Annotated in this window: 20 protein-coding genes; 8 read left to right on the top strand and 12 right to left on the bottom strand. The window is 71.7% G+C overall.

Annotated features, from left to right (window positions below):
- The first annotated feature begins 54 nt into the window (after positions 1-54).
- Positions 55-1,314, top strand: a complete 1,260-nt coding sequence (locus JIX56_RS32750) for a pyroglutamyl-peptidase I family protein (RefSeq protein ID WP_257545922.1) — start codon at positions 55-57, stop codon at positions 1,312-1,314.
- 28 nt (positions 1,315-1,342) lie between these two features.
- On the opposite strand, the gene JIX56_RS32745 is transcribed toward JIX56_RS32750, so the two are convergent.
- The 6 genes from JIX56_RS32745 to JIX56_RS32720 all read right to left on the bottom strand — a co-directional run bounded on the left by JIX56_RS32745 (position 1,343) and on the right by JIX56_RS32720 (position 6,360).
- Entirely contained in the window at positions 1,343-2,170 is an 828-nt protein-coding gene (locus JIX56_RS32745) for an EI24 domain-containing protein (protein WP_257545920.1), read from the bottom strand.
- Between the two features lie 110 nt (positions 2,171-2,280).
- Positions 2,281-3,474 (bottom strand): GDSL-type esterase/lipase family protein, encoded by a 1,194-nt coding sequence (locus JIX56_RS32740; protein ID WP_257545918.1) that lies wholly within the window; start codon positions 3,472-3,474, stop codon positions 2,281-2,283.
- A 63-nt stretch (positions 3,475-3,537) separates the two neighbouring features.
- Complete coding sequence (locus JIX56_RS32735) at positions 3,538-4,116, bottom strand: TetR/AcrR family transcriptional regulator (RefSeq protein ID WP_257545916.1); 579 nt, start codon at positions 4,114-4,116, stop codon at positions 3,538-3,540.
- A 69-nt stretch (positions 4,117-4,185) separates the two neighbouring features.
- Positions 4,186-5,238, bottom strand: coding sequence for a serine/threonine-protein kinase (locus tag JIX56_RS32730; RefSeq protein WP_257551266.1), 1,053 nt, complete (start codon positions 5,236-5,238; stop codon positions 4,186-4,188).
- 130 nt (positions 5,239-5,368) lie between these two features.
- Positions 5,369-5,800 (bottom strand): cytidine deaminase family protein, encoded by a 432-nt coding sequence (locus tag JIX56_RS32725; protein WP_257545914.1) that lies wholly within the window; start codon positions 5,798-5,800, stop codon positions 5,369-5,371.
- 350 nt (positions 5,801-6,150) lie between these two features.
- Positions 6,151-6,360: a hypothetical protein gene (locus tag JIX56_RS32720; RefSeq protein ID WP_257545912.1), complete on the bottom strand. Its 210-nt coding sequence runs from the start codon at positions 6,358-6,360 to the stop codon at positions 6,151-6,153.
- 805 nt (positions 6,361-7,165) lie between these two features.
- On the opposite strand from JIX56_RS32720, the gene JIX56_RS32715 reads away from it, so the two are divergent.
- Together JIX56_RS32715 and JIX56_RS32710 are read left to right on the top strand one after the other, a co-directional pair.
- Entirely contained in the window at positions 7,166-9,715 is a 2,550-nt protein-coding gene (locus JIX56_RS32715) for a M14 family zinc carboxypeptidase (RefSeq protein ID WP_257545911.1), read from the top strand.
- Positions 9,716-9,753: 38 nt separating this feature from the next.
- Complete coding sequence (locus JIX56_RS32710) at positions 9,754-10,932, top strand: serine hydrolase domain-containing protein (RefSeq protein WP_257545909.1); 1,179 nt, start codon at positions 9,754-9,756, stop codon at positions 10,930-10,932.
- 114 nt (positions 10,933-11,046) lie between these two features.
- Here the strand turns inward: JIX56_RS32710 and JIX56_RS32705 are convergent, their stop codons facing one another.
- Positions 11,047-12,069, bottom strand: coding sequence for an NADP-dependent oxidoreductase (locus JIX56_RS32705; RefSeq protein ID WP_257545907.1), 1,023 nt, complete (start codon positions 12,067-12,069; stop codon positions 11,047-11,049).
- 112 nt (positions 12,070-12,181) lie between these two features.
- On the opposite strand from JIX56_RS32705, the gene JIX56_RS32700 reads away from it, so the two are divergent.
- Positions 12,182-12,628 carry a MarR family winged helix-turn-helix transcriptional regulator gene (locus JIX56_RS32700; protein WP_257545905.1) on the top strand — a complete coding sequence of 149 codons (447 nt, stop codon included), beginning with the start codon at positions 12,182-12,184 and terminating at the stop codon, positions 12,626-12,628.
- 55 nt (positions 12,629-12,683) lie between these two features.
- Here JIX56_RS32700 and JIX56_RS32695 read toward each other — a convergent pair whose 3' ends face one another.
- Genes JIX56_RS32695 through JIX56_RS32675 form a run of 5 tightly spaced genes read right to left on the bottom strand, consistent with a single transcriptional unit; the run spans position 12,684 to position 18,560 of the window.
- Positions 12,684-14,084 carry an MATE family efflux transporter gene (locus tag JIX56_RS32695; protein ID WP_257545904.1) on the bottom strand — a complete coding sequence of 467 codons (1,401 nt, stop codon included), beginning with the start codon at positions 14,082-14,084 and terminating at the stop codon, positions 12,684-12,686.
- Positions 14,085-14,124: 40 nt separating this feature from the next.
- A complete protein-coding gene (locus JIX56_RS32690) occupies positions 14,125-15,180 on the bottom strand; it encodes a cysteine synthase family protein (protein WP_443031924.1) in 1,056 nt (351 codons plus the stop codon).
- Positions 15,181-15,193: 13 nt separating this feature from the next.
- Positions 15,194-16,555: an alanine racemase gene (locus JIX56_RS32685; RefSeq protein ID WP_257545902.1), complete on the bottom strand. Its 1,362-nt coding sequence runs from the start codon at positions 16,553-16,555 to the stop codon at positions 15,194-15,196.
- Positions 16,552-17,574, bottom strand: a complete 1,023-nt coding sequence (locus JIX56_RS32680; RefSeq protein WP_257545900.1) for an ornithine cyclodeaminase family protein — start codon at positions 17,572-17,574, stop codon at positions 16,552-16,554. Before JIX56_RS32680 ends, JIX56_RS32685 begins: the two co-directional genes overlap by 4 nt.
- Positions 17,571-18,560: a TauD/TfdA family dioxygenase gene (locus tag JIX56_RS32675; RefSeq protein WP_257545898.1), complete on the bottom strand. Its 990-nt coding sequence runs from the start codon at positions 18,558-18,560 to the stop codon at positions 17,571-17,573. Before JIX56_RS32675 ends, JIX56_RS32680 begins: the two co-directional genes overlap by 4 nt.
- A gap of 276 nt (positions 18,561-18,836) precedes the next feature.
- On the opposite strand from JIX56_RS32675, the gene JIX56_RS32670 reads away from it, so the two are divergent.
- From JIX56_RS32670 to JIX56_RS32655, 4 genes are all read left to right on the top strand, one after another.
- A complete protein-coding gene (locus tag JIX56_RS32670; RefSeq protein WP_443032075.1) occupies positions 18,837-20,369 on the top strand; it encodes an ABC transporter substrate-binding protein in 1,533 nt (510 codons plus the stop codon).
- Between the two features lie 86 nt (positions 20,370-20,455).
- The gene (locus tag JIX56_RS32665; protein ID WP_257545894.1) at positions 20,456-21,376 is read left to right on the top strand and encodes an ABC transporter permease; all 921 of its coding nucleotides are present in this window, start codon (positions 20,456-20,458) and stop codon (positions 21,374-21,376) included.
- Positions 21,373-22,188 (top strand): ABC transporter permease, encoded by an 816-nt coding sequence (locus JIX56_RS32660; protein WP_257545892.1) that lies wholly within the window; start codon positions 21,373-21,375, stop codon positions 22,186-22,188. The genes JIX56_RS32665 and JIX56_RS32660 overlap by 4 nt, the downstream gene beginning before the upstream one ends.
- Positions 22,185-23,750, top strand: coding sequence for an ABC transporter ATP-binding protein (locus tag JIX56_RS32655; RefSeq protein ID WP_257545890.1), 1,566 nt, complete (start codon positions 22,185-22,187; stop codon positions 23,748-23,750). The genes JIX56_RS32660 and JIX56_RS32655 overlap by 4 nt, the downstream gene beginning before the upstream one ends.
- The last annotated feature ends 148 nt before the right edge of the window (positions 23,751-23,898 follow it).

The raw sequence follows: 23,898 nt of genomic DNA, 5'->3' as shown, positions 1-23,898 counted from the left end.
TTTCGGCCGTTCGGCACCACGCTCCCCCACGGCGACGGAAGGACCTGAACTCCCTTGAATTACCTACCTGTTCGGATCGGCGTACTCGGGCTCGCACTGCTGGCGGGGCTCGCGGCCCCGACGACGGCCGGCGGTGCCGAAGCGGATGTCTCGGCGACCGTCGAGGAGCAGCGGCTCGACCGGGCCGCGCCCCAGGAGATTCTGCGGCGCTCCGGATTCGACGCCGTGGCCCCGGAGTTGGGGCGGGCGCTCAGCAAGGCGCGGTCGTACGCGCAGGCCGAGCGGATCGTCGTACGGGAGGGGGCGCGGTTGTGGGCGCGGGCGGTGGACCGGGTGCAGGGGCGGGCGCCGGCGCGCGGGGATCTGAGCCGGGACGACGACCGGCCGCTGTACTGGGCGCGGTTGGGGATGACGCGGGAAGTGCGGGGGTGGGAGCCGGGGTTCGATCTGAATGATCGTCAGAGAGTGGCGCTGATAGGCAAGTTGGAGCAGGCGTCTCGCGGGCAGGACTCCCTTCGGTATCCGGCGCACGGCTCCCGTGGCAAGGACGTGAAGCGGATCCTCGTCACCGGGTTCGATCCGTTCACGTTGGACCGGGACGTGCGGATCTCCAATCCGTCCGGGGCCACGGCCCTCGCGCTCGACGGGACGGTGATCCAGACCGCCGACGGGCCGGCGCGGATCGAGACCGCCGTGTTCCCTGTCCGCTGGCAGGATTTCGCGGACGGCACGGTCGAGCGCACGCTTCGGCGGCAGTTGCCCCGCGTGGATCTCTTCGCGACCGTCAGTCAGGGCCGGGTCGGCCGGTTCGACATCGAGCGGACCAACGGGGCCTGGCGCGGCGGCTTCCCGGACAACGACAACATCGGCCGCACGGAGACCATCCCGGTCGCCGATCCCGCCACGCAGCCGCAGTGGACGTCGACGACCCTGCCGTACGCGGACATCGTCGCCGCGAACACCGGCCGCTTCCCGGTGTACGACAACACGAGCGTGACGGAGATCCCGGCGGGCGGCACGGAGGCGGTCGTACGGCCACAAGGGCCGACCGCCGGGTCGACGGCGCGGGCCGGAGGCGGCGGCAACTACCTCTCCAACGAGATCGCCTACCGGGCCACGCTCCTGCGCGACCGGCTGGGGCTGGGCTCCCTGCCGGGCGGGCATGTGCACACGCCGGTCCTGCAGTTCGGGGCCGGCAACACGGATCCGACGACCGGGGCCGTGACCGATCCCGAGTTCGTACGGAACCGGCTGGACATCGTGGCTCAGGTGCGGGCGATCGTGACCGTGGCGGTCACCGGCTCGACCGTGTGAGGGACGGCTTCCAGGGCGAGGAGCTCGTTCACCCGCCGACCTCCGGCTTACGGAACATGGGGTTCGGGTGGCCGGGGTGGACGGCGCGGTTCTGCCCGTCCTCGTCGGCCGTCTCCTCGCCGAGCAGGTCGCGGGCCATGAGGGTGGCGCCCGCCACCGCGCCCGGCATCAGGAAGACGGCGACGAACGGCACCAGGAAGGCGAGGGCCAGCGGGGTGCCGAAGCCCCAGATGAGCATCTTGCGGGAGCGGAGCAGGGCGAGGCGGTCGCGGAGTTCGACGCGGCGGCGCTGGAGGGCCACGGCGGTCAGTTCCTCGGTGAGGAAGAAGCCGGTGACGAAGAAGCCGATCACGGGGACGACCGTCTGGCCGATGAACGGGACGAAGCCGAGGGCGAAGAGCAGCACGGCCCACAGGAGCGCCCGCGCGAGGATACGGAGGCTGTCGCGGGCCGAGATCGACAGCTCCCGCCACAGCGGCAGGCCCGACTCCGGTGCGGTGCCGTCGGGGGAGACGTCCCGGTCGACCTTCTCCGAGAGGTTCTCGTAGAAGGGCTGGCCGATGAGGAGGGTCACGGCGGTGAAGGTGATGACCGCGAGGGCGAGGGCCAGGGCGAACAGGACGACGGTGAGGAAGCCGCGGAAGAGGCCCGGCCAGGGGCTGGACCAGTCGTCCGCGAAGGGGGTGGCCCAGGTGACGAAGTCCGGGCCCCAGAAGGCCAGGGCCACCAGGGCTGCTATGTAGAGGACGAGTGTGATCAGGCCCGGGACGAGTCCGAAGCCGTATTGCTTGCCGTGTTGGGCCACCCAGCGTTGGCCACGGACGAGGTACTGGAAGCCCACCCCTAGATCGCGCATGGGCGCACTTTACCCAGAAGGGGTGAGGGGGACCTCTGTGGGAGCGTATGTGCCGGTTGTGTGTGGCTGATCGCGCAGTTCCCCGCGCCCCTGAAAGGGCCTGCGGCCCTTCAGGGCGCGAAGGGGCCGTTGGCTGTGAAGACCTGGTCCGCGAAGCGGTTGCCGATGTGGCGGTGGGTCTCCGCGTCCGGGTGGAGGTCGTCGGGGAGCGGGAGGGCTGTGGCGTCGGACTCGCCGTAAAGGGCCAGGCCGTCCAGGTAGTGGAGGTTGGGGTCGTCGGGCGTGCGTTGGGCGACCAGGGCCGAGAGCTCGTCGCGGATCAGTCGGAGGGTCAGTTTCCCGGGGGTGGGGTCCTCGGGGTCGCCCATGGCGCGGAAGCGGAGGCGGCCCTCGGCGAGGTCGGTGAAGTCGGGGGCACTGGGGCCGGGGGTGTCCTCGTGGATGGGGCAGAGGATGGGGGACACGACGAGGAGGGGCGCGGTGGGGTGGCCGTCGCGGAGGGTGTCGAGGAAGCCGTGGACGGCGGAGGTGAAGGCGCGCAGCCGCATCACGTCGTGGTTGACGAGGTTGATACCGATCTTGACGCTGATCAGGTCGGCGGGGGTGTCCCGCATGGCGCGGGCGGTGAAGGGGTCGAGGAGGGCGCTGCCGCCGAGGCCCAGGTTGATCAGTTCGACGCCGCCGAGGGAGGCGGCGAAGGCGGGCCAGATGCTGGTGGGACTGGCCGCGTCGGAGCCGTGGCTGATCGAGCTGCCGTGGTGCAGCCACACCCTGCGGCCCTGGTCCGGGGCGGGCTCGACGGGGGCGTCGGTGCGCAGGGCGACGAGTTCGGTGGTCTCGTTGTGCGGGAGCCAGATCTCGACCCTCTTGAGGCCGTCGGGGAGGTCCGTGAAGGTGACGGTGCCGGGCGGGCCCGCGCGGTGCTCCGCCGTGCCGGCCGCCATGTCGATCGTCACGGTGTTGCCGTTCGGCACGCTCGCCTGGTCCGTCAGGCGGCCGTCGACGAGCAGGTCGTAGACGCCGTCGGGGCGCGGCGGGGCGCCCACGTAGGTCCGCTTGGTGCGCAGGGTGTCGAGTTCGACGGTGGTGGCGCGGGTGCGGAAGACCAGGCGTACGCCGGAGGGCTGGGACTCGACCATGGCCAGCTGCGGGTCGGCGCACTGGGCGCGGGCCCGGGCGGGCAGCCGGTGCGGCAGCACGCCGCGCTCGGTGCGCTCCAACTCCAGGGCGCCGCGCAGGAGTTCCGCGGTGATGGAAGTCGTGATCCAGTCGTGCTTCTTGTGCTTCTCGTGCTTCGCGGGCATGGCTCAACCTGACGATCGGTGGGGGTGGACTGCCTGGCGGTGTGGGGGCGGTCGTCCCGACGGTCAACGGGGTGGGTGGGCGGGCCAGTTGCGCAGCAGGGCGTCCAGGGCGTCCAGGATCCGCTCCCAGCTCTGCTGCGAGTCGGGGGCGCTGTGGCTGAAGCCACCCGCCGACTCCAGGCTGACGTAGCCGTGGAAGACGCTGCCCAGCAGCCGGACCGCGTGGGTCTGGTCCGGCTCGGTCAGGTCGTAGCCGCGCAGGATCGCCCGCGTCATCTGCGCGTGCCGGCCGCCGGCGCTGGCCGCGGCCGTCTGCGGGTCGAGTCTGAACCGGGCCGCGGCATAGCGGCCGGGGTGTTCGCGGGCGTAGTCGCGGTACACGTTCGCCAGCGCCGTCAGCGCGTCCTTGCCGGCCCGCCCGGCGAGCGCGGCGGCGCCCCGGTCGGCCAGTTCCTCGAGGGCGAGCAGGGCGATCCGGGTCCTGAGGTCCTGGGAGTTCTTCACATGCGAGTACAGGCTCGCGACCTTCACGTCGAACCGTCGCGCCAGCTCCGAGACGGTCACCTCGTCGAAGCCGATCTCGTCGGCCAGCTCCGCGCCCGCCTGGGTCAGGCGTTCCGGGGTGAGCCCTACGCGTGCCATGGCGCTCCTTTCGCTCGACATGGTCGATTATGCAGTTGCCTAAAGGTTTTAGGAAACTGGCTGCCTCTTTTAGGTGACGAGGCCCAGTCGGCGGAGCTGGTCCAGGGGATACGGGGTCTCCCTGTTCCCGTCCCCGAAGCGGCGGGAGAAGTCCGTCATCACCGCGGTGAGCGGGGCGTGGCGGGTGATGATCGCCGCGGCGGTGTCCGGGATGCCGGTGGGGCGCTCACCCCGGGCGTACGCGCGTATCCGGGCCTCGCGCTCGTCCCGCCCGTAGCCGTACAGATCGGTGACCAGCCACTTCACCAGGTAGCTGAGGGAGTAGCAGTGGTCGTAGGTGCGGTGGCGGTCGTAGAAGGCGGTCTCCTGCGGGGACAGGGCGAAGCGGGAGGAGAGGGCGAGGCCGTAGTCGGCGAAGTAGAGGCGGTGGCCGTCGGTCAGGATGTTCTCGAAGTGGGCGTCGAAGTGCAGGAGGCCTCGGCTGTTCATGGAGGAGACGCCTACGGCCAGTTCACGCTCCACCAGGGCGCAGGCCCGGTCGGCTGCCTCGGCACCGGCGGCCGTCTGTTCGCCCAGCCAGTGGTGGAGGTTCTGCGGGATGTACTCGAGGAACAGCGCGATGCTCGCCGACGACTTCTGGAGGGCCTCGATGCGGTGGCGTATGTGGGGGCCGCCGCCCCAGTGGGCGACGGCCCGTTCGACGTCGGCCAGTTCCTCGGGGAGGGGGATGGAGTCCGGCAGTACGCGCCAGTGGTGCATGAGGGGGAAGCCGTCGTACTCCCCCGCGAGCGCCCAGTTCGTCGTCATCGTGTGTACGGCGAGTTCCCGCCAGGCGCCGAAACCGGGGCTGCCGGGGCTGCCGATGCCGTACTGGCAGAAGAGCGGGAGCCGGAAGAGGTTCGCCGTGGAGTGGACGTGCTCCGGCCGCCGCTCCAGGTCGGTGAGAGGGACGCGCTTCACGAAGACCGGGGTTCCGGCGACCTCCAGCAGCGCCGACTTGCCGCCGATGCCGGAGCCCAGCGGGGCGGCCGTGTCGAGGAGCTCGCCCAGGGCGCGGTCGCTGTGCGGGGCGAGGGCGGCGGAGACGGCGCTGTGGGCGGCCAGACGCGCGCCGCGTGACATCTCGGTGTCGGAGTCGGAAGGGTTCATCGCTGATGCGTAGCACGTGGGGGCGGCCTTGGTGGTCCGCTTCGGCCGGCGGGGGCGGGTCGTGCCGGTCGTACCGGTCGTACCGGTCGTACCGAGTCGCGGACTACTCGGCGTCGAGCTGGTGGTCGGCCCAGACGTAGCTTTCGGGCAGCAGGTCGGCGATGGGGACGGCTCGGACGCGGTCGTCTTCGCCTTGGCCTTGGCCTTGGCCGACGATGACCTTGAGGGCGGGGAAGTAGTCGAGAAGGACCTGACGGCACCGGCCGCACGGCGGGACGACGCCCCGGTCGCGGTCGCCCACGGCGACGATCGTGTCCAGCTCGTAGATCCCCTGGGCTGCTGCCGTGCCGATGAGGACCAGCTCGGCGCAGGGGCCTCCGGTGAAGTGGTAGGCGTTCACCGCCGTGACGATCCGACCGTCCCGAGCGCGGGCCGCGGCCGCCATGGTGTGGTTGTCGCCCCGGCACCGGGTGCGGGCGACCTGCGCCGCGGCCTGGACGAGTTCGTGATCGACGTGGTGGGCCTCGGTGGTCATCTTCCCGACCTGGGGGGATGGTAACTGCTCGTCAAGGAGTGCATACGAGGTCGAATTAGCTCGATCGTGTGATGGTCGGCTTCCAGGCTAGCGCTGCCCTGGGCCGTTTGGGTTAGCGTGATTGTGCGATCTGGGACGCGAGGTAGGCGTCAGCGTGCGGGGCCCCTGTTCCACCGGTGTGATGGTTCAGGGCCTCCCCGTCGCCTCTGGCTGTACCTGTTTGGCCAGGTCGCGCAGGGAACTGGCCTCCCGGGCCCGGACCACGCACAGGATGCGTGTCACCGCCCCGGGGTCGAGTACGCCGGGGACCAGTGCGCCCAAGACCGTTCGGGGCGCGCGGCTGATCGGGCTCACTTCCGCTCAGTCCACAGGGACGGTATCAGCGGGGCGAGCGCGGCGGTCAACGCGTCGGCGATACGGCGGAGTTCGGGGGTCGAGTCGCGCAGGACCTCGGCGGCGGCGTGGAGGACGGGGGTCAGGACCAGCAGGGTGCCCGCGGCGAGGCCCGCCGCCGCGGGGAGCAGCGGGGAGCTCGCCTCCACCAGCTCGCCGAGGACCACCACGGCCTCCTCGACCGCCGGTTCGACCGCGTCGAGGACCGGCAGCAGGCTGTCGCCGATGGCGGCGAGGAGGGCCTGAGCCGGTTCGCTGACGGGGTGGACGGCGAGGGGCGCGCCGGTGGTGCCAGCCGGGTCAGGGTCTCCACGATGCGGTAGAAGGCCTCCTGGGCCTGCGGCGACGCGCTCGCGTCGGCCAGCTCGGCCGTGGTCCGGCGCAGTACGCGCAGCATCTCGGTGCCCGAACCGTCGCGTGGATCAAGGGTGTTGACGGCGATCCTGGTGATGTTCCCGGCCGTGTCCAGGAGCTGGCCGGTGATGTCGGTCGTGGTGCGCGCCATCCGCACCAGGTCGTCCCTGCCGGGCAGGGACGGAATCAGCGACGGGATCGGGGCCATGGGTCCTCCTCGCCTTGCGCGAAGCCTCACCTCGTACCGGGCGGTACCGAAGCCGAGCCCGGGTCGAGCCGAAGCCGAGCCCGGGTCGAGCCGAAGCCGAGGCCAGGTCCAGCCGAAGCCGAGCCCGGGTCGAGCCCAAGCCAAGACCCGACGCCGAGCCGAAGCGAGACCCGGCGCCGAGTCGAAGTCTGAGCCGAAGGCCGCCGAAGGGCAGGCCGACGGCCGAGCCCGAGCCGGTACCGCGTTCAGCATGCCCTCTCCGGCGCCCGAAGAAGTGCCGTTCGAGGCACGGGTGATGGCTGTGCCCTCTTGTTGCCCGGGAGTCGAACAGGTAGACCACCTGTGGTTGACCTCCCGTGGTTGACACACCCGCACCGGCACGTCCGAGGAACCCCACTCCAGGAGGTAGCGTGCGTCCGCCGAGACCCGGCCCGAGATCCGCACTGTTCAGCGTTGCCGCCGTCACTGTCACCACAGGGTCGCTCCTGATCGCCCCGCACCCCGCGGGCGCCGACCCGAAGCCCACCGTCCGCGAGGGCTCCGCGCTGCCGCAGGGCGCCGCCAAGGCCCCGGCGGGCGCGGCCCGGCGGGGCCTCACGGCGCCGGTCACCGACCTCGCCGACACGGCCGGTTCCAGCCGCGGTTATCCCCGCGAGCAGATCCTCTCCCCCGATCCCGAGAACCCGGCCGACAAGTCCATCAAGCTCGGCCTCACCCCGTACCACGCCATCGCCCCGAAGCTGAACGCCCTCCAGGGGCTCGGCGACCGGGTGAGCGTCGAGGTCGCCGGACGCTCGGCCGGCGGCCACCGGCTCTACCTCGTCACCGTGACCGCCCCGGAGACCGCACGCCAGGCCCGTAGCCAGGCGAGGATGCGCGAACTCATCGAATCCGCACCGGGGTCGGCCGCCAAGGACCCGGCGGTCAAGAAGTCGTACAAGACGCCCGTCTTCTTCAACAACAACATCCACGGCAACGAGTGGGAGGGCACGGACGCGTCCCTGAAGCTCATCGAGCGCCTCGCGACGGCGAGTGACACGAAGACGAGGGACCTCCTCGCCCACTCCCGCCTGTACTTCAACATCACCGCCAACCCGGACGGCCGTATCGCGGGCACCCGCACGAACGCAGGCGGCTTCGACATGAACCGGGACTTCGTCACCGCCTCCCAGCCCGAGGTGCGGGTGATGCGCCAGATCCAGATCGACAAACAGCCGGCCGTGATGCTCGACCTGCACGGGTACGTCAACGGCACGCTCATCGAGCCGACCACTCCCCCGCACGGCGAGAACTACGAGTACGACCTCTTCCTCAAGAACACCTACGCCAACGCCCTCGGCATGGAGTCCGCCGTCAACGGCCTCGGTTACACACCCGGGAAGGACGGCGTCGACCCGGCCCAGATCCCGTTCCGCGACGCGGAGGAGGGCTGGGACGACTGGCCGCCGATCTTCACCCCGCAGTACGCGGCCTTCCACGGCACGGTCGCCGCGCACACCGTGGAGATCCCGCTCCGCGTCAACAACGCGGACTACGAGTCGCTGCCTGCCACCGAACTCCGTCGCCGCTCCGCGATCAACGTGGACGTGGCGGGCGCGGCCCTGCGCGCGACGCTCGACTTCGTGCGGGAGAGGCGGACCTCCCTGATCGCCGACCAGATCGAGGTCTTCCGGCGCGGTGCCACGGGCGCCGCCCAGGTCCCCGTCTCCGAGGAGACCGTGCCCGGCGTGCCCGGCATCGGCCCCGAGGACGTCTACACGACGAAGTTCCCGCGCGCCTACGTCATCCCGGCGGGCACCGCCCAGCGGTCCGCCACGGCCGCCGCCCGCCTCGTCGACCACCTGCTCGCCAACGACGTACGCGTCACCCGCGCCACCCACTCCTTCCGGCTCGGCGGCCGGTCGTACGCGAAGGGCTCGTACGTCGTCGACATGCGCCAGCCCAAGCGTGGGCTGGCCAACGTCCTGCTGGCCGACGGGCGGGACATCAGCGACAAGGTCTCGGTGATGTACGACATCTCCGGCTGGAGCCTGGGCCGGCTGTGGGGGGCGAGTGTGGTGGGCGTCGAGAGCGGCCGGCTGTCGGCCGTCTCCGCACGCCCGGTGAAGGCGGCGGCCCGCGTCGGATACGTGGCCCCGCGCGGCGATCTGCGCCTGCGCCTGGACTCCCCGCAGGAGATCGCCGCCCTCAACTCCCTTCTCCAGGACGGGATTTCGGTACGTCAGGCGGCCGACGGCAGCGCGCTCGTCCCGTCCTCGGCGCGACGGCAGGCCGAGGCGCTCGCGAGGTCGTACGACGTGGCCTTCGACGCGACCAGGACCGTCAAGGGCATCCCCCTCCACCCGGTCCGCGTCGCCGCGGCCGTCACGGCGGGCGAGCTGTTCGCACTCCGCGAGATGAACTTCGACGTCGTCCCGGTGTCGACGGCGGTCCTCAACGCGGGCTTCGACTGGTCGAGGGCCGATGTGCTCTTCGTGTCGTCCGGGCTGTCGTACGGCGGTCTGAACGCGTCCGCCCGTACGGCCCTCGCCGACTTCCTCGGCGGCCACGGGCTGGTCGGCCGGGGCGCGACCGGCGCCGCGCTCACCACGGCCACCGGGCAGCTGAAGGCGACAGCGGTGGCGGGCAACGGGGACGCCAACGGCGTGGTCCGCGTGGTGAATTCGGGCGGCCCGGTGACAGGTGGCGCACCGGACCACAGCTTCGTCTACGCGCCCGTCTGGTTCACCGACCTCGGCCCCGGCGTCACCGTCGAGCAGTCGTACGGCACCGGAAACCCGCTCGTCTCCGGGCACTGGCGGCCACGGGAGGACGGCGCCGGCGGCCCGGCAGCGGCGGCGGGCCGGCCGTCCGTCGTCAGCGGCCCGAACGCTGTCCTCTTCGGCACGGAACCGCTCTTCCGTGACCACCCGAAGGGAGAATTCCCGCAGGTGGGGCGGGCGTTGCTGACGGTGTCCTGACCCACTCATCATCGGTCGATCATTCAGGCGGGAGCGCGATGACACAGCAGACAGGGACGGTCACCGTCCACGGCACGGTCGCCGACGGCTTCGAGGCGGTGCGCGAGGAGTTCGCCGCGTTCGTGGCCACCGAACGGGCCGATTACGAGGGGCAGTTGACCGCGTATGTGCACGGGCGGCGGGTCGTCGACCTGTGGGCGGCCCCCGAGGCGGACGCGGCGGCGGGCGGTGACTCGCTGCACGGCGTGTTCTCCTCCACCAAGGGGGCCGCCCATCTCGTCGTCGCGCTCCTCGTCCAGGACGGTGTGCTGAAGCTGGACCGTGAAGTCGCCCACTACTGGCCGGAGTTCGCGGCCGAGGGCAAGGGTTCGGTGACCCTGCGGGAACTGATCACGCACCGGGCGGGGCTCATCGGCATCGACGCCGGGTTCACGGACGAGGAGCTGGCGGACGATCGCGTCATCGCCGAACGCCTCGCCGTCCAGCGCCCCTTCTGGCGCCCGGGCAGCGCCTTCGGCTACCACGCGCTCGTCATCGGGGCGCTCACCGGAGAGGTCGTACGGCGCGCGACGGGCCGCACGCTCCCGGAGGTGTACGAGGAGCGGGTCCGTGCCCCGTACGGCCTCGACTTCTTCCTGGGGCTGCCGCCCGGGCACGAGCCCCGTTTCCGTACCGTCCTGCCGATGGTCCCGACACCCGCCCAGCAGGCCGAACTGGACGCGGTGCCACGCGGACCGCACACGCTGTCCTCGATCGCGTTCAACAGCCAGGTGCCGGACCCGGGCGAGCTGACCGACTTCCCCAACTCCCCCGCCGTCCGGGCGAGCGGCCAGGCCTCGGCGGGCGGCATCGCCTCCGCACGCGGCCTCGCCGGCATGTACGCGGCGGCCATCAGCACGGTGGACGGCCGACCTCCGCTACTGAAGCCCGACACCATCGCCGAGGTGGGCCAGATCCACTCCCTCGGCTTCGACCTCGTGGCCCGCGCCCCCAGGGCGTATGGCCTCGGCTTCCAGGCCACCGGCGAGAACCTCTACCCCTTCCTGGGCGCCGGCGCCTTCGGCCACAGCGGCGCGGGCGGCTCCCAGGCCTTCGCCGACCCCCGCAGCGGCCTGGCATACGGCTACACCCGCCGCCGGATGGCCTTCCCGGGTGGGGCGGCGCCGGAGAACGCGCAGCTGGTGCGGGCGGTGCACACGGCGGCGTCGGCCGGCTGAGGCCGTACGTCCGCACACATGGCGGAGTCCGCACCCCACGTCCAGGGGTGCGGACTCCGGCGTGTGCAACGACTGAGTCATACAAGCGTCACGGGTTCTGCCGCGCGAGCTTCTTCAGAGCTTGACGATCATCTTGCCGGTGTTGTCGCCGCGCAGGACGCCGAGGAAGGCTTCGAGGTTGTTCTCGATGCCCTCGACGACCGTCTCGCGGTACTTGAGTTCGCCCGAGGCGACCCAGGGGCCGATGTCCTGGACGAACTGGGGCTGGAGGTCGTAGTGGTCGCCGACGAGGACGCCCTCGACGCGGAGGCGGTTCTGCAGGATCTTGACCATGTTGCGCGGGCCGGGGGTCGGCTCGGTCGCGTTGTACTGGGAGATCATGCCGCAGATCACGGCCCGGCCGCGCAGGTTGAGCGCGCCGATCGCGGCCTCCAGGTGCTCGCCGCCGACGTTGTCGAAGTAGACGTCGATGCCGTCCGGGGCGGCCTCCTTGAGCTGCTCCCAGACCGGGCCGTTCTTGTAGTTGAAGGCGGCGTCGAAGCCGTACTCCTCGACGAGCAGCTTGACCTTCTCGTCGGAGCCGGCGGAGCCGATGACACGGGAGGCGCCCTTCAGCTTGGCGATCTGGCCGACCTGGCTGCCGACGGCGCCGGCGGCGCCGGACACGAACACCGCGTCGCCCTCCTTGAAGGCGCCGACCCGCAGCAGGCCCGCGTAGGCGGTGAGACCGGTCATGCCGAGGACGCCGAGGTAGGCGGAGAGCGGCGCCGCGTCCGGGTCCACCTTCACGGCCTGCTTGGCGTCGAAGGTCGCGTACTCGCGCCAGCCGCCGAAGTGCAGCACGTGGTCACCGACGGCTATGCCCTCGGCCCCGGAGGCCACGACCTCGCCCACGGCACCACCCTGCATGACCTTGCCCAGCTCGAACGGGGCGACGTACGACTTCGCGTCGCTCATGCGGCCACGCATGTACGGGTCCACGGAGAGGTACTTGTTCCGTACGAGGACCTCACCCGTGCCGGGCTGCCGGATCTCCGCCTCGACCAGGGCGAAGTCCTCGTCCTTGGGCCAGCCGACGGGGCGGCTCAGCAGGTGCCATTCGCGGCTGGTGGCGGGGAGGGCGGGGGTGTCGGACATGGGGGGCCTTCCTGCGGGTGCGTTCGTACATACCGTGCGGTTACTTCACTACCTGAAACAACCATGCGCTTGAATATTTCATGTTGTCAAGTAAAGAGGTAGTCTGGAGCCCATGGCCATGGAGAAGACGACCGTCCCGACCCCCCGCGTCGACTCGCTGACCCTTGAGGTCGTCGAGCTCATCGGTACGGTCGTGGCCCGCTACCACGAGGAGTACGAGGACGCCGCCGCGGAACACTCCCTCACCGGGGCCCAAGCCCGCCTCCTCGGTCTTCTGTCCCTGGAACCGCTCCCCATGCGCCGCCTCGCCCAGAAACTCCGCTGCGAACCGTCGAACGTGACGGGGATCGTGGACCGGCTGGAGGGGCGGGGGCTGGTCGAGCGGCGACCCGACCCCAACGACCGACGGGTGAAGCTGGCCGCGGCGACGCAGGAGGGGCGGCGGGTGGCTCGCAGCCTGCGGGATTCCCTGGGCTTCGCCCGGGAGCCGCTGGCCGGGTTGAGCGCGGCCGAGCGGGAGTCGTTGCGGAATCTGCTGCGGCGGATGCTGGACGCGTAAGACGTAGGGCGGCGGACGGCCGGCGGGTGGTCCGCCGGCCGAACCGAGCGGAGCATCAGGCCTGGGACGGCGCCGGTTCCGTCGCCCGGGGCAGCCGGTCGAGGCCTCGGTTGAAGCGGCGCAGGAGGAGTACGGCGGTGGTGGCGAGGCCGGTGAGGAGGCCGAGCCAGATGCCGAGGGTGTCCAGCCCGGTGGCGAGGCCGAGAAGGACTGCGGCGGGCAGGCCCACGAGCCAGTAGCCGACGAGGGTGACCCGGAAGCCGCCCTTGGTGTCGTCGAGGCCGCGCAGGAGACCGACGCCGATGTTCTGGGTGCAGTCGAAGAACTGCAGTACGGCGGCGACCAGCAGCAGCTGCGTGGCGATCTCCACGGCCCTGTCGTCGCCGCTGTCGAAGAAGGGGGCGAGGACCAGGCCCGGCAGGGTCACGTACACCAGCCCGACCACGGCCATCACCGCCGCCGCACAGGCCAGGGCCGTGGTCTTCAGGCGCTGGGCAGCGGCCAGGTGGTGCAGCGCCAGCTCACGGCTGACCCCGATGGACGCGGCGTGGGAGAGGCCGACGGCTATCTGGAAGACGATGTAGACGAGCTGGTTGACGGCGGTGTGCGCGGCCAGCGCCGACGTGCCGAAGCTGCCCGCGAAGAGCGCGACGACGAAGAAGAAGCCCGCCTCGGAGCCGTAGGTGGCGGCGATCGGCGTGCCGAGGCCGGTGAGCCTGCGCAGCGTGGCGGGCCGGGTCTTCCAGATACTGAGGGACAGCACCGGGGCGAGCCGGGCGTCGCGCCGGGCGGAGAAGTAGAGGGCCAGGCAGGACAGGGCGTACACCAGGCTGGTGGACAGGCCGATGCCCGGCAGGCCCAGCTCGGGGAAGATCCAGGTGCCGTGGATGAAGGCCCAGTTGAGGCCCACGTTGACGGCGATCGAGGCGAGGGTGATGCGCAGCAGGGCCTGGGGGCGGCGCATGCCGACGGTGAACTGCCGTATCGCCTGGAACCACAGGCAGGGGATCAGTCCGGGCGCCATCGTGTAGAGGACGGGCTTCGCGGCGTCGACCACCTCCGGGTCCTGGCCGAGCAGGATCACGGCGTGCCCGATGAGCACCATCAGGACGGCACCGACGACGCCCGCGAGGGTGGACAGCAGGAGGCTGGCGCGGACGAGGTCCCGGACATCCTCCTGCGCCTCCTCGGAGACCCCGGCGGATTCCGCCCGCGCGTCGGCCGCCGCGACCTGGTTGCCGACGGCGGTGACCATGCCGACGCCCATCGTGCGCAACTGGTTGAAGATCACCATGGCGAGGCCGCCCGCCGCCAGGGCCTCGGTGCCGAGCAGGCCCATCATGACGGTGTCGGTGGTGGTCAGGGCGACCTGGGCGAGCTGGGTGAGCGCCAGCGGCACGGCGAGCGAGGCGAGGGCGCGGCTGTCGCCGAGGAGGCGGGCGAGGGCGGGCGGCATCGGTTCCGTTCCTGGGGTGTGGGGGGCGTACGACGGGGTGTTATCCCCGCGCGTCCGGTGCGACGCGGCGGAGTTTGGCGAGCAGCTCGTCCACCTCGCGTTCGACGTCGGGGGAGAGCAGGTCCCGGGCGCTCATCCAGTCGTCGTCGAAGACGGTGTCCAGGTACTTCTCCCCGCCGTCGTTGATCAGAGCGACCATAGTCGTCCCCGGCGCGAGCGAGGTCATCCGGGTCAGTGCCTCGTACACCACCCCGCCCGCCGAGCCGCCGAGCAGCAGCCCGGTGCGGCGGGCGACGGCCCGCGCGGTCGCGAAGGCCTCCACGTCGCCGACCTTCGCGCCCTCGTCCAGCAGCCCGTAGTCGACCATGGCGCCGATGGTGGCGCCCTCGGGTGTGCCGGTCCCCGACTGGTGGTAGTCGTGCGCGGGCGGCCCGAAGGCGATGGAGCCCTTGGGCTCGACCCCGACGATCGTGACCTCGGGCACGGTCCGGCGCAGTGCGCCCCCGGTGCCGAACAGGCCGCCGCCGGTGCCGACCGCGCCGATCAGGATGTCGATACGGCCGTCCAGCGCGGCGTCGAGCTCCCGGGCCACCGGGTGGTAACCGACCCCGTTGGCGAGGTTGTTGTGCTGCTCGGTGAAGTAGGCGTTGTCGGACTCGGCGGCCATGCGCTCCGCCAGCTCCTCACGCGCGGCCGTGGCCAGGTCGTCGTCACCCTCGTCGGCGACGTAGACGAGTTCCGTGCCCATGGCCTTCATGGCGCGCAGCTTGTCCTTGGAGGCGTGGTGGTCGACGACCGCGGTGAACGTGTAGCCGCGCTCGGCGGCGACGACCGCGAGACCGAGCCCGGTGTTGCCCGAGGTGGACTCGATGATCCGGCCGCCGGGGCGCAGCAGCCCGCGCTCCTCGGCGTCGATCACCATCTGCCGGGCCATGCGTATCTTCGCCGTCCCGGTCGGGTTGAACTGCTCCAGCTTCAGCAGCAGCCGTGCGTCGCTCTCGGTGCGGCACAGCTCGAACAGCGGGGTGGCGCCGATGAGTTCGGAGACCTGGCGGACGATGGCCGGCCGGTGCAGAGGGTGGTCCAGAGGGTTCATGGCTGAGAACTCCCTACGGGTGGCGGTCGAGACGCCAGCGGGGACGGGCGGAGGGGGAGTCGTACGTGGGTGGCTCGATGACGACCTTGGGCGGCAGCGGCAGCTCGTGGAACGGGGACTCGTTGGAGTCCATCTGGTAGCCCGCGGTGTTCAGATACACCAGCAGGTCGCCGGTGGCCGGGCGGACGGGGAAGGGGATCTTTCGCCAGGTGAGCATGTCCGACTCCAGGCACGTCGCGGCGCCCACACAGGCCGGGTACGGGCCCGCGTCGGCGATGTCGGCCCGGTCGGCGGGGATGAGCACCGGGTCCGGGAGGAACTCGCTCTCGAACCACTGCTCGGACAGGCTGAGGCTGCTGCCGTCCACGGTGAGGATGTCGTAGCCGTCGCGTTCCTTGACGCCCTGGACCCGGAAGACGGTGCAGCCCGCCTGGTCCAGCAGCGCCCTGCCCGGCTCGACGAGCAGCGTCACCCCGGCCGCCCGTACCAGTTCGGCCAGGGTCGACTCCTCGCCCGCCGGCGTGGTCGTGAGCATGGCGGCGAGGGCGTCGGCTCCGGCGACGGGCGAGTGGTACGGGTAGTAGCCGGAGAAGGCCTTGTGCTTGTGGAAGTGCTCGGGGCGGGTGCTTTCCTGGAAGCGGCGCCAGTCCTCCGCGCCCACGTAGTCCACCGCGAAGCCGCCGCCGACGCTGATCCGGTCGGCCCGCAGCCCCCACGTACGGGCTTGGGCGCACAGCCGTACCAACTCGGCGGCGAGGTCGGCCCGTTCACGGATGTCGTAGCCGGAGAGGTGGAAGCTGAACCCCGCCATGTCCACGTGCTCGGTGCGGCAGCGGCGCAGGGCCGTGTTCATCTCGGCGTCGTCCAGCCCGAAGCGGCTGTGCGGCTGGCCGGGGGGAAGGCGACGTAGCAACACCCGGGCGGTACGGCCGAGTTCGTCGGCGAGGGCGAGGACGCGGTCCAGTTCGTCGAGGGCGTCCACGGCGACGAGCGCGCCGTGCAGCACGGCGACCCGCAGCAGTTGGTCGTCCTTGGCCGGGCCGGTGACGACCAGGTCCGTACCGCGCACACCGGCCGCCAGCGCCTCGCGCAGCTCGCCGTGGCTCGCCACGTCCACGCCCAGGCCCGCGACGGCCGCCCGCTCCACGAAGACGGCGGCCTTGTTGGCCTTCTTGGCGAAGTACACCCGGCCGTCCACGCCCGCATCGGCGAACGCCTGCCGGAAAGCGGCGGCGTTGGCGTCGAACCGCTGCGGGAACAGCAGGTGGTACGGCCCGCCCAGACCGTGGCTCAGCTCGTGCGGAAGGGCGCTGCCGGGCGGGGCGAGGAGCGCGCGCACCTCCTCGGTGGTGTGCGAGGTGAGGGTGGTGGTCACGTCCACAGCGGTACCGCCGTGCCCAGCCCCTGGGCGAGCGCGAGCTGTGCGAACCGGTGGCCGAGCGCGATGTCGGTGACGACCAGCCCACTGTTGTACGCGAAGATCCGCTGTCCGGCGTCCGTACGGCCCTCGGCACGGCCCGCCAGGACCTCGGGGAACTCGGCGTCCACGTCGCGCAGTCGACCGCTCGCGTCCGCCATGTCGGTACCGGTGACCCGCATCTGGGCCTCGCTGGTGGCGATGACGCGGTCGGCCGTGTGCAGGGTGGAGGCCGCGATGCCGTACCCGATCAGCACGGACAGGGCCGACGGCTTCAGCCACTCGGCCTCGACGGACGCGGGCGTGTTGGGGCCGGCGGTGGCGAGCACGATGTCCGCCTCCTCGGCGGCCGCGCGCAGATCCGTCACGATCTCCACGTCCCGCTCGGGGAAGTGGGCGTGCAGCTGTTCGCGTACGGCCCGGATGCCGTCGGGGTGGGTCCCGAAGAGCATCAGCCGGTCCAGGTCCGGCAGCGTGGTCAGCAGGAAGGGAAGAGCGAGCCGGCCCTGGACGCCGGTGCCGATGACGAGGGCGCTGCGGCTGCCGGGGGCGGCGAGTTCGCGGGCGAGGAGCGCGGAGACGGCCGGGGTGCGCAGTGCCCCGACGCGGCCGCAGTCCATCATCGCGACCGGCAGGCCCGTGGCGTCGTCGTAGAGGCTCAGCGTCGTGTAGTAGTGCTGCTTGTCGCGGTCCTCGTGGAGGCCGTACTTGTACGACGTCTTGACCGCGACGACCCCGCGCTCCCCGTCCCGGCCGAGCATCGCGTAGGCCACGGAGTGGCCGTCCTCGGGCTTGACGGTGAGCTTCTGCGGATTGTCGGAGCGGCCCTCGGCCAGGGTGCGGTAGGCCTGTTCCACCACGGAGACGACGTCGGGCAGCGTGATGTCGATGCCGGCCACGTCGCTGGTGCTGAGGACGCGCAGGGTCTTGTCGTCGGGCGTCACGGCGTTCCCTCCGGGGCTGTCGATGCGGGTCATGCGAACGCCTCCACGGCGGCCTGGCCGTAACCGTGCTCGGACTCCTCGGCGGGCGGCCGGGTCCGGCGGCCCTTCACGCGCACGGAGGAACGTTTCAGCCAGCGGTCCGTGCCGTCGTAGCGGGCCTTGAAGGGCACCCGGCCGTGGACGACCAGATCGTTGTCGACGACCAGGACCTCACCGGGGTTCAGGCTCACCGCGCCGCTGACGCGGGCGAGTTCGTCCTCCAGGCGGGCGTAGGCCGCGCGGTGGTCCTCGGGTGCCTGGTCCAGCGGGGTGTAGGCCGGGTCGAAGCGCAGGGTCAGGCCGTCCTCCGACTCCCACAGCGTGGGCACGGCCGGTGGCTCGCCCGCGTAGCCCTGGGCCTCCTCGTAGGCGTCGTCGGGGAGGATCGGCAGGACCGGGCGGCTGAGCAACTTCACTTCACCGGCGTCGAGTTCGACCTGGCGGATGCTGGCCGCCGTGGTGGCGACCGAGTCGGGGTTGCGCATGCAGCCGAGGACCAGGAGGTGGGCCCGGCCGGGGTGGAAGGCGTCCTCGGTGTGCGGGCTGAGCAGCACGCTGCTGCTGGCGCCGGTCTGCTCCTCCTCGTGGCCGGGAGACGGCACGATGTTGTGCACGAAACGGCCTTCCTGCTGTCCCTCCCAGGCGATGGGGGTACCCATCACCGTCGACAGCAGGAGCAGGACGACGTCGTATACGGCACCGGCGTCGCCGACGGTCGACCAGTGGCCGGGAGTGGGACCGAGCGCCGCGTCGTCGACGGGCAGACCGCGCAGCACGAACAGGCCCTCGGCGGTGTCGACGGGGCGGCAGGCGTGGCGTATCCGGTCGCTCAACGCAGCGGCGACGGCGGGGACCTGAGCCAGCAGGCCCGGGTGGGTGGATGAGCCGTCGTACGAGGTGAGAAGGGTGCGGGCGGCGGCGGTCAGTTCGGCCACCGAGTCGGGATCGAGCAGACGTACGGGGGCGATTCCCGTGGGCATGGGGGATCCGTTCGTTCCGGTGCGGGGCAAGGTGTTGAGGATCTCCGGGCATGGCGAAGAAGGCCTCCCGATCCCGATCGCGTGGTCGGATGCGATCTCGGGTAGCCCGTTGGAAACATAGCCACCCCACAGGTAAACAGGGAAGGCTTACCTAACTTTGATCTATGTCACACCGTTGGTGGTCTTGTCGTACAGGGGCGACACAGGGTAGGTAAGGCTAAGCAATCCAGCCAACTGCGGGAAAATGAGGAACAAGTGGAGCTGACGCGACGTCACATGCTCTGGCTCGGTGGCGCCATCGGAGCCGGCACCCTGCTCACTGCCTGCGGAGGCGGCGACGAGGAGCCGGCCGCGTCCGCCACGGGCGGTACGGCCAAGCCCGTCAAGGGCGGCACCCTGCGGGTCGGCGCGCTCGGCCGCGCCGGCGCCATCACCCGTGATCCGCACGGGAGTCAGGCCAACGAGAGCGACTACCTCATTCTCAGCCTGATCTACGACACCCTGACCGTCCCCGGCGCCAAGCCCAACACGGCGCCCCGCCTCGCCGCGAGCTGGAAGGCCTCGGACGATCTGAAGACCTGGCGGTTCACGATCGCCAAGGGCGCGAAGTTCCACGACGGTTCACCGGTCACCGCCGAGGACCTCGTCTTCTCGCTGAAGCGCCTGCGCGCCACCCCCGCGGGCGCCTCCCGGCTGCCCGGCATCCAGGAGAAGAACATCACCGCCGAGGGCACCGACACCGTCGTCCTCGTCTCCGACTACGCCAACGCCGAACTGCCCCTGCTGACCCGCCTCACCACCTTCGTCATACCGAAGGGCACCACCGACAAGGACATCGCCAAGGCCCCCGGCACCGGCCCCTTCAAGCTCGACTGGTTCCGTGGCGGCAACGCCCGCCTCGTCCGCAACGAGGACTGGTACGGCGGCGACGTGCACCTCGACGCCATCGAGGTCAAGATCTTCGAGAGCCCGCAGGCCATGGCGAGCGCCCTGCTCGCCGGCCAGATCGACCTCGCCTCCAACGTCGGCGCCGTCGCCGCGCGTACGGCCGAGAGCCGCAAGGACATCCAGGCCGTCCGCCGCCCCAACGACATGGCCATGCCCATCGTCATGCGCACCGCCGACGGCCCGTTCGCCGACGCGAAGGTCCGTGAGGCGTTGCGCCTGGCCGTCGACCGCGAGGCCATGGTCAAGCAGGTCCTCTCCGGCTACGGCACCGTCGCCAACGACATCCTCGGCACCGGCGACCCGGCCTTCGACAAGAGCATCCCGCAGCGCACCCGTGACCTCGCCAAGGCCAAGGAACTGCTGAAGGAGGCGAAGTTCGACACCTCCAAGACGTACGAGCTGTACACCACCGAGGACATCTCCGGTCTCGCCGAATCGGCCACCCTCTTCGCCACCCAGGTCCGCGAGGCCGGCGTGAAGGTCAAGGTCGTCAAGCAGGAGTCGGGGACCTTCTGGGACAAGACCTGGCTCAAGGGCGACCTCTACACCACCTACTGGGGCACCAACGACTCCGTCGTCTTCTTCGCCAGCAAGACGATGGTCTCCGACAGCGGCCAGAACGAGGCCGGCTGGAAGGACGAGGCCTTCGACGAGGCCTACGAGAAGGCCATCGGCACCGCCGACGCGAGCGCGCGCACCCAGTTGCTGAAGCAACTCCAGCAGATCGAGTACGACAGCTCCGGCTATCTGCTGTGGGGCATGGCCGACGGCATCGACCTCGCCGGGGCCAAGGTCAACGGGCTGCCCACGCTGCCCGGCTACGGCAGGGTCCAGCTCGAACAGGCGTGGCTGGCCCGTTGACGCCTGACACGACCGCGCCGGCCGGACCCTCTCCCCTGACTCCGAGGGTCCGGCCGGCGCGGGCTCCCCTGCTGCTGCTCGCCCGGGTGGGTGCTGTCGTCCTGAAGCGGGCGGCGCTGCTCGTGGTGCTCCTCGCGCTGGTGTTCCTCACCGTCGAACTGCTCCCCGGGGACGCCGCGGCCGCGACCTCCGAGCGCGGCGAGAGCGCGGCCGACATCGAACGGCGGCGGGAGCTGCTGGGCCTGAACAGACCGGTCCTGGAACGCTTCTGGGACTGGATGAGCGGCCTGCCCACCGCGGACCTGGGCACCTCGGCGCGCGGCGAGAAGGTGACCGACCTGCTGTCGAGTGCCTTCCCCAACACCCTCGTCCTCGGCGGGCTCGCGCTGCTGCTCACCGCCGCGCTGTCCCTGGGGCTCGGCTGCTGGGCCGCGCTCCGACCGGACGGGCGGGTGGACCGGGCGGTGTCCGGCACGGCGACCGCGGTCCTCGCGCTGCCCGAGTTCGTGGTGGCCGTCGCCCTGCTCCTGGTGCTGTCGCTGTGGACCGGCTGGCTGCCCGCCGTCACCCTCACCGACGCCGACGGAACCCCCTCCGACTGGACCATGCTGATCCTGCCCGCGCTCGCCCTGACCATCCCGCAGACCGGCTGGAACACCCGCATCGTGCGCGCCGCCCTCGCCGACGAGGCCCGCGCCCCGCACGTGGAGACCGCCGTCCTCGACGGGCTCCCGCCGCACCGGGTCCTCACCCACCACGTCCTGCCCGGTGCCCTGCCCACCGTCACCGCCGGCCTCGCGACCTCCACGGGCATGCTCCTCGGCGGCGCCGTCGTCGTGGAGACCATCTTCAACTACCCCGGTATCGGCTCGGTCCTGGCCTCGGCGGTCACCGACCGCGACAGCCCCGTCATCGCCGGGGTGACGGCCCTCGCCGGCGCGGTCATCACCGGCGTACTGCTCCTGGCCGACCTGGTACGGGACCTGACGACGGGAAGCCGCCGATGACCCCCCGCCTGCGCGCCACCGCCGTACGCGTCCTGCCCCCGCTGCTGCTCGTGTGTCTGGCCCTCGTCGGGCCCTGGATCGCGCCGCATCCCATCGACGCCCCGGTCACCGCGCCCTATGCGGAACCCGGCCCGGACGCCCTGCTCGGCGGCGACCAGCTCGGCCGGGACGTGCTCAGCCGGCTGCTGGCCGGGGGCCGCGACCTGGTCCTGTCCTCCACTCTCGTCGCGGTGCTCGTCACCGGCAGTGCGGCGGTGCTCGGCGCGATCGGCGCGCTCCGGCCCCGCGTCGGACGCCTGGTGGAACGGACCGCCGACGTGGTGATGCTGCTGCCCGCCGTGCTCGGCATCCTCCTCGTCACCCTCTCCTGGCCGGACGGCGGCCGACTCGCCGTGATCGCCGCCGCCGTCGTCCTCGGCGTGCCGTACGCGGTGCGCCTCGCGGCCGGCGCGGCGGGCCCCGTCGCCGCGTCCGGTTACGTCGAGGCCGCGGCGGCCGGCGGCGAACGGCTGTGGCACCTGGTGCTGCGCGAGGTGCTGCCGAACCTGCGGGCCACCCTCCTCGCCCTGTTCGGTCTGCGCTTCGTCGCCGCCGTCTACCTGGTCGCCACGGCCGCGTTCCTCCAGGTCGGGCCCCAACCCCCGGCCGCCGACTGGGCGTTGATGATCCGCGAGAACTCCTCCGGCATCCTGCTCAACCCCTGGGCCGTGGTCGCCCCCAGCGCCGCCATCGGCCTGCTCGCCCTGAGCGTCAACCTCGCGGCGGCAGCCCTCGCCCCGCAGACCGGCCGGAAGGCGGTGACCGTCCTGTGAGTCACACACCCGACCGGTACCGGAAGGACGACTCCCCCACGCCCGCCGCCACCCCGGCGGCCCGGGTCACGGACCTCACCGTGGCCGCCCCCGACGGGCGGATCCTGCTCCAGGACGCCCGACTCACCCTGCACCCGGGCAGGGTGACCGCGCTGACCGGTCCCTCCGGTTCGGGCAAGACCACGCTGCTGCGCGCCCTCACCGGACTCCTGCCGCCCGGCACGGAGCGCACGTCCGGACGTGTGGAAGTCCTCGGCCGTGACGTGTTCGCCCTGTCCGAACGGGAGCTGCGTGCCCTGCGCCGCGAGCGGCTCGCCTACGTCGGTCAGGACCCCGGCTCGGGACTGAACCCCCGGATGCGCGTCCGCTCCCTCCTGCGCGAACTCTCCGACGACCGCGCCCCGGAGGCGGTGCGGCAACTCCTCGCCGAGGTGCGGCTCCCGGACGACGGCCGCCTCGCCACGCGCCGGCCACCGGCCCTGTCCGGCGGACAGCAGCGCCGCGTGGCCCTCGCCCGCGCCCTGGCCCGCCGCCCCCACGTCCTCCTCCTCGACGAGCCGACCGCCGGCCTGCACCCCGAACTCCGGGACGAGATCGGCGAGTTGCTGGGCCACCTCGCCCGCGAGCACCAGCTGGCCGTCGCACTCTCCTGCCACGACCCCGAACTCGTCGAGCGGATCGCGGACGAGGTGGTGGAACTCGGCGCCTCGCATGTCCCGCGGCCACGTACGCCCCACGGGAGCGACGCGCCGGCCGGCGACCCGGCGGAGCGCGGGCCGCGGGAGACCGGATCGGTGGACGTACCCGTGCTCGACGTGCGCGATCTCCGGGTCACCTTCGGCCGACGCTCGGACGCCCCCGCGCTGGACGGCGTCACACTGACCGTCGCCCCCGGATCGGCGACCGGCATCGTCGGCGCCTCGGGCTCCGGGAAGACCACCCTCGTCCGCGCCGTCGTCGGGCTGCAATCGGTCACCGCCGGCACGATCCGCCTCGACGGGGTACCACTGAGCACCGGCCTGCGCGGCCGCGGCCGCGAGCAGCGACGCCGCATCCAGCTGGTCACGCAGAACCCGCTCGGTGCGCTCAACCCCAGCCGTACGGTCGGCGCCGCGATCGGCAGGCCGCTGCGGCTGCACCGGCGGTGCGCGTCCCGTGAGGTGCCGGCCCGGGTGGCGGTCCTCCTCGAACAGGTGGGCCTGCTGCCCGAGTTCGCCTCCCGCTACCCGCACGAGCTGTCCGGCGGACAGCGTCAGCGGGTGGCCATCGCGCGGGCGCTGGCGGCCGATCCGGACGTGCTGATCTGCGACGAGGTGACCTCGGCGCTGGACTCCGCCACCGCCGAGGCGATCATGGACCTGTTGGTCCGGCTCCGTTCGGACCGGGGCACGGCCCTCGTCCTCATCAGCCACGACCTCCCGCTCATCGCCGACCGCACCGACACGGTCACCGTCCTCGACGCGGGCCGCACCGCCGAGTCCGGCCCCACGGCGACCGTCTTCACCGCTCCGGGCCACCCGGCGACGCGTGCTCTGCTGCGGACACCGGCGGGGATGACGTGAAGCACGGGTCGAAGCCTCTGCGCGCGGGAAGGGCGATCCGCCGCAGTGGGTTCGACCCTTCTCCACGGCTCTCCACGGCCCGCGATCCCGCTGATGGGGCTATCCCCACCCCTGAGCGGTGGCTCGCCGGATGGGCAGCGGCCTACGG

The sequence above is a fragment of the Streptomyces sp. CA-210063 genome (genome assembly GCF_024612015.1).
Taxonomy (GTDB): domain Bacteria; phylum Actinomycetota; class Actinomycetes; order Streptomycetales; family Streptomycetaceae; genus Streptomyces.
This window is presented reverse-complemented; position numbering and strand designations above follow the sequence as displayed.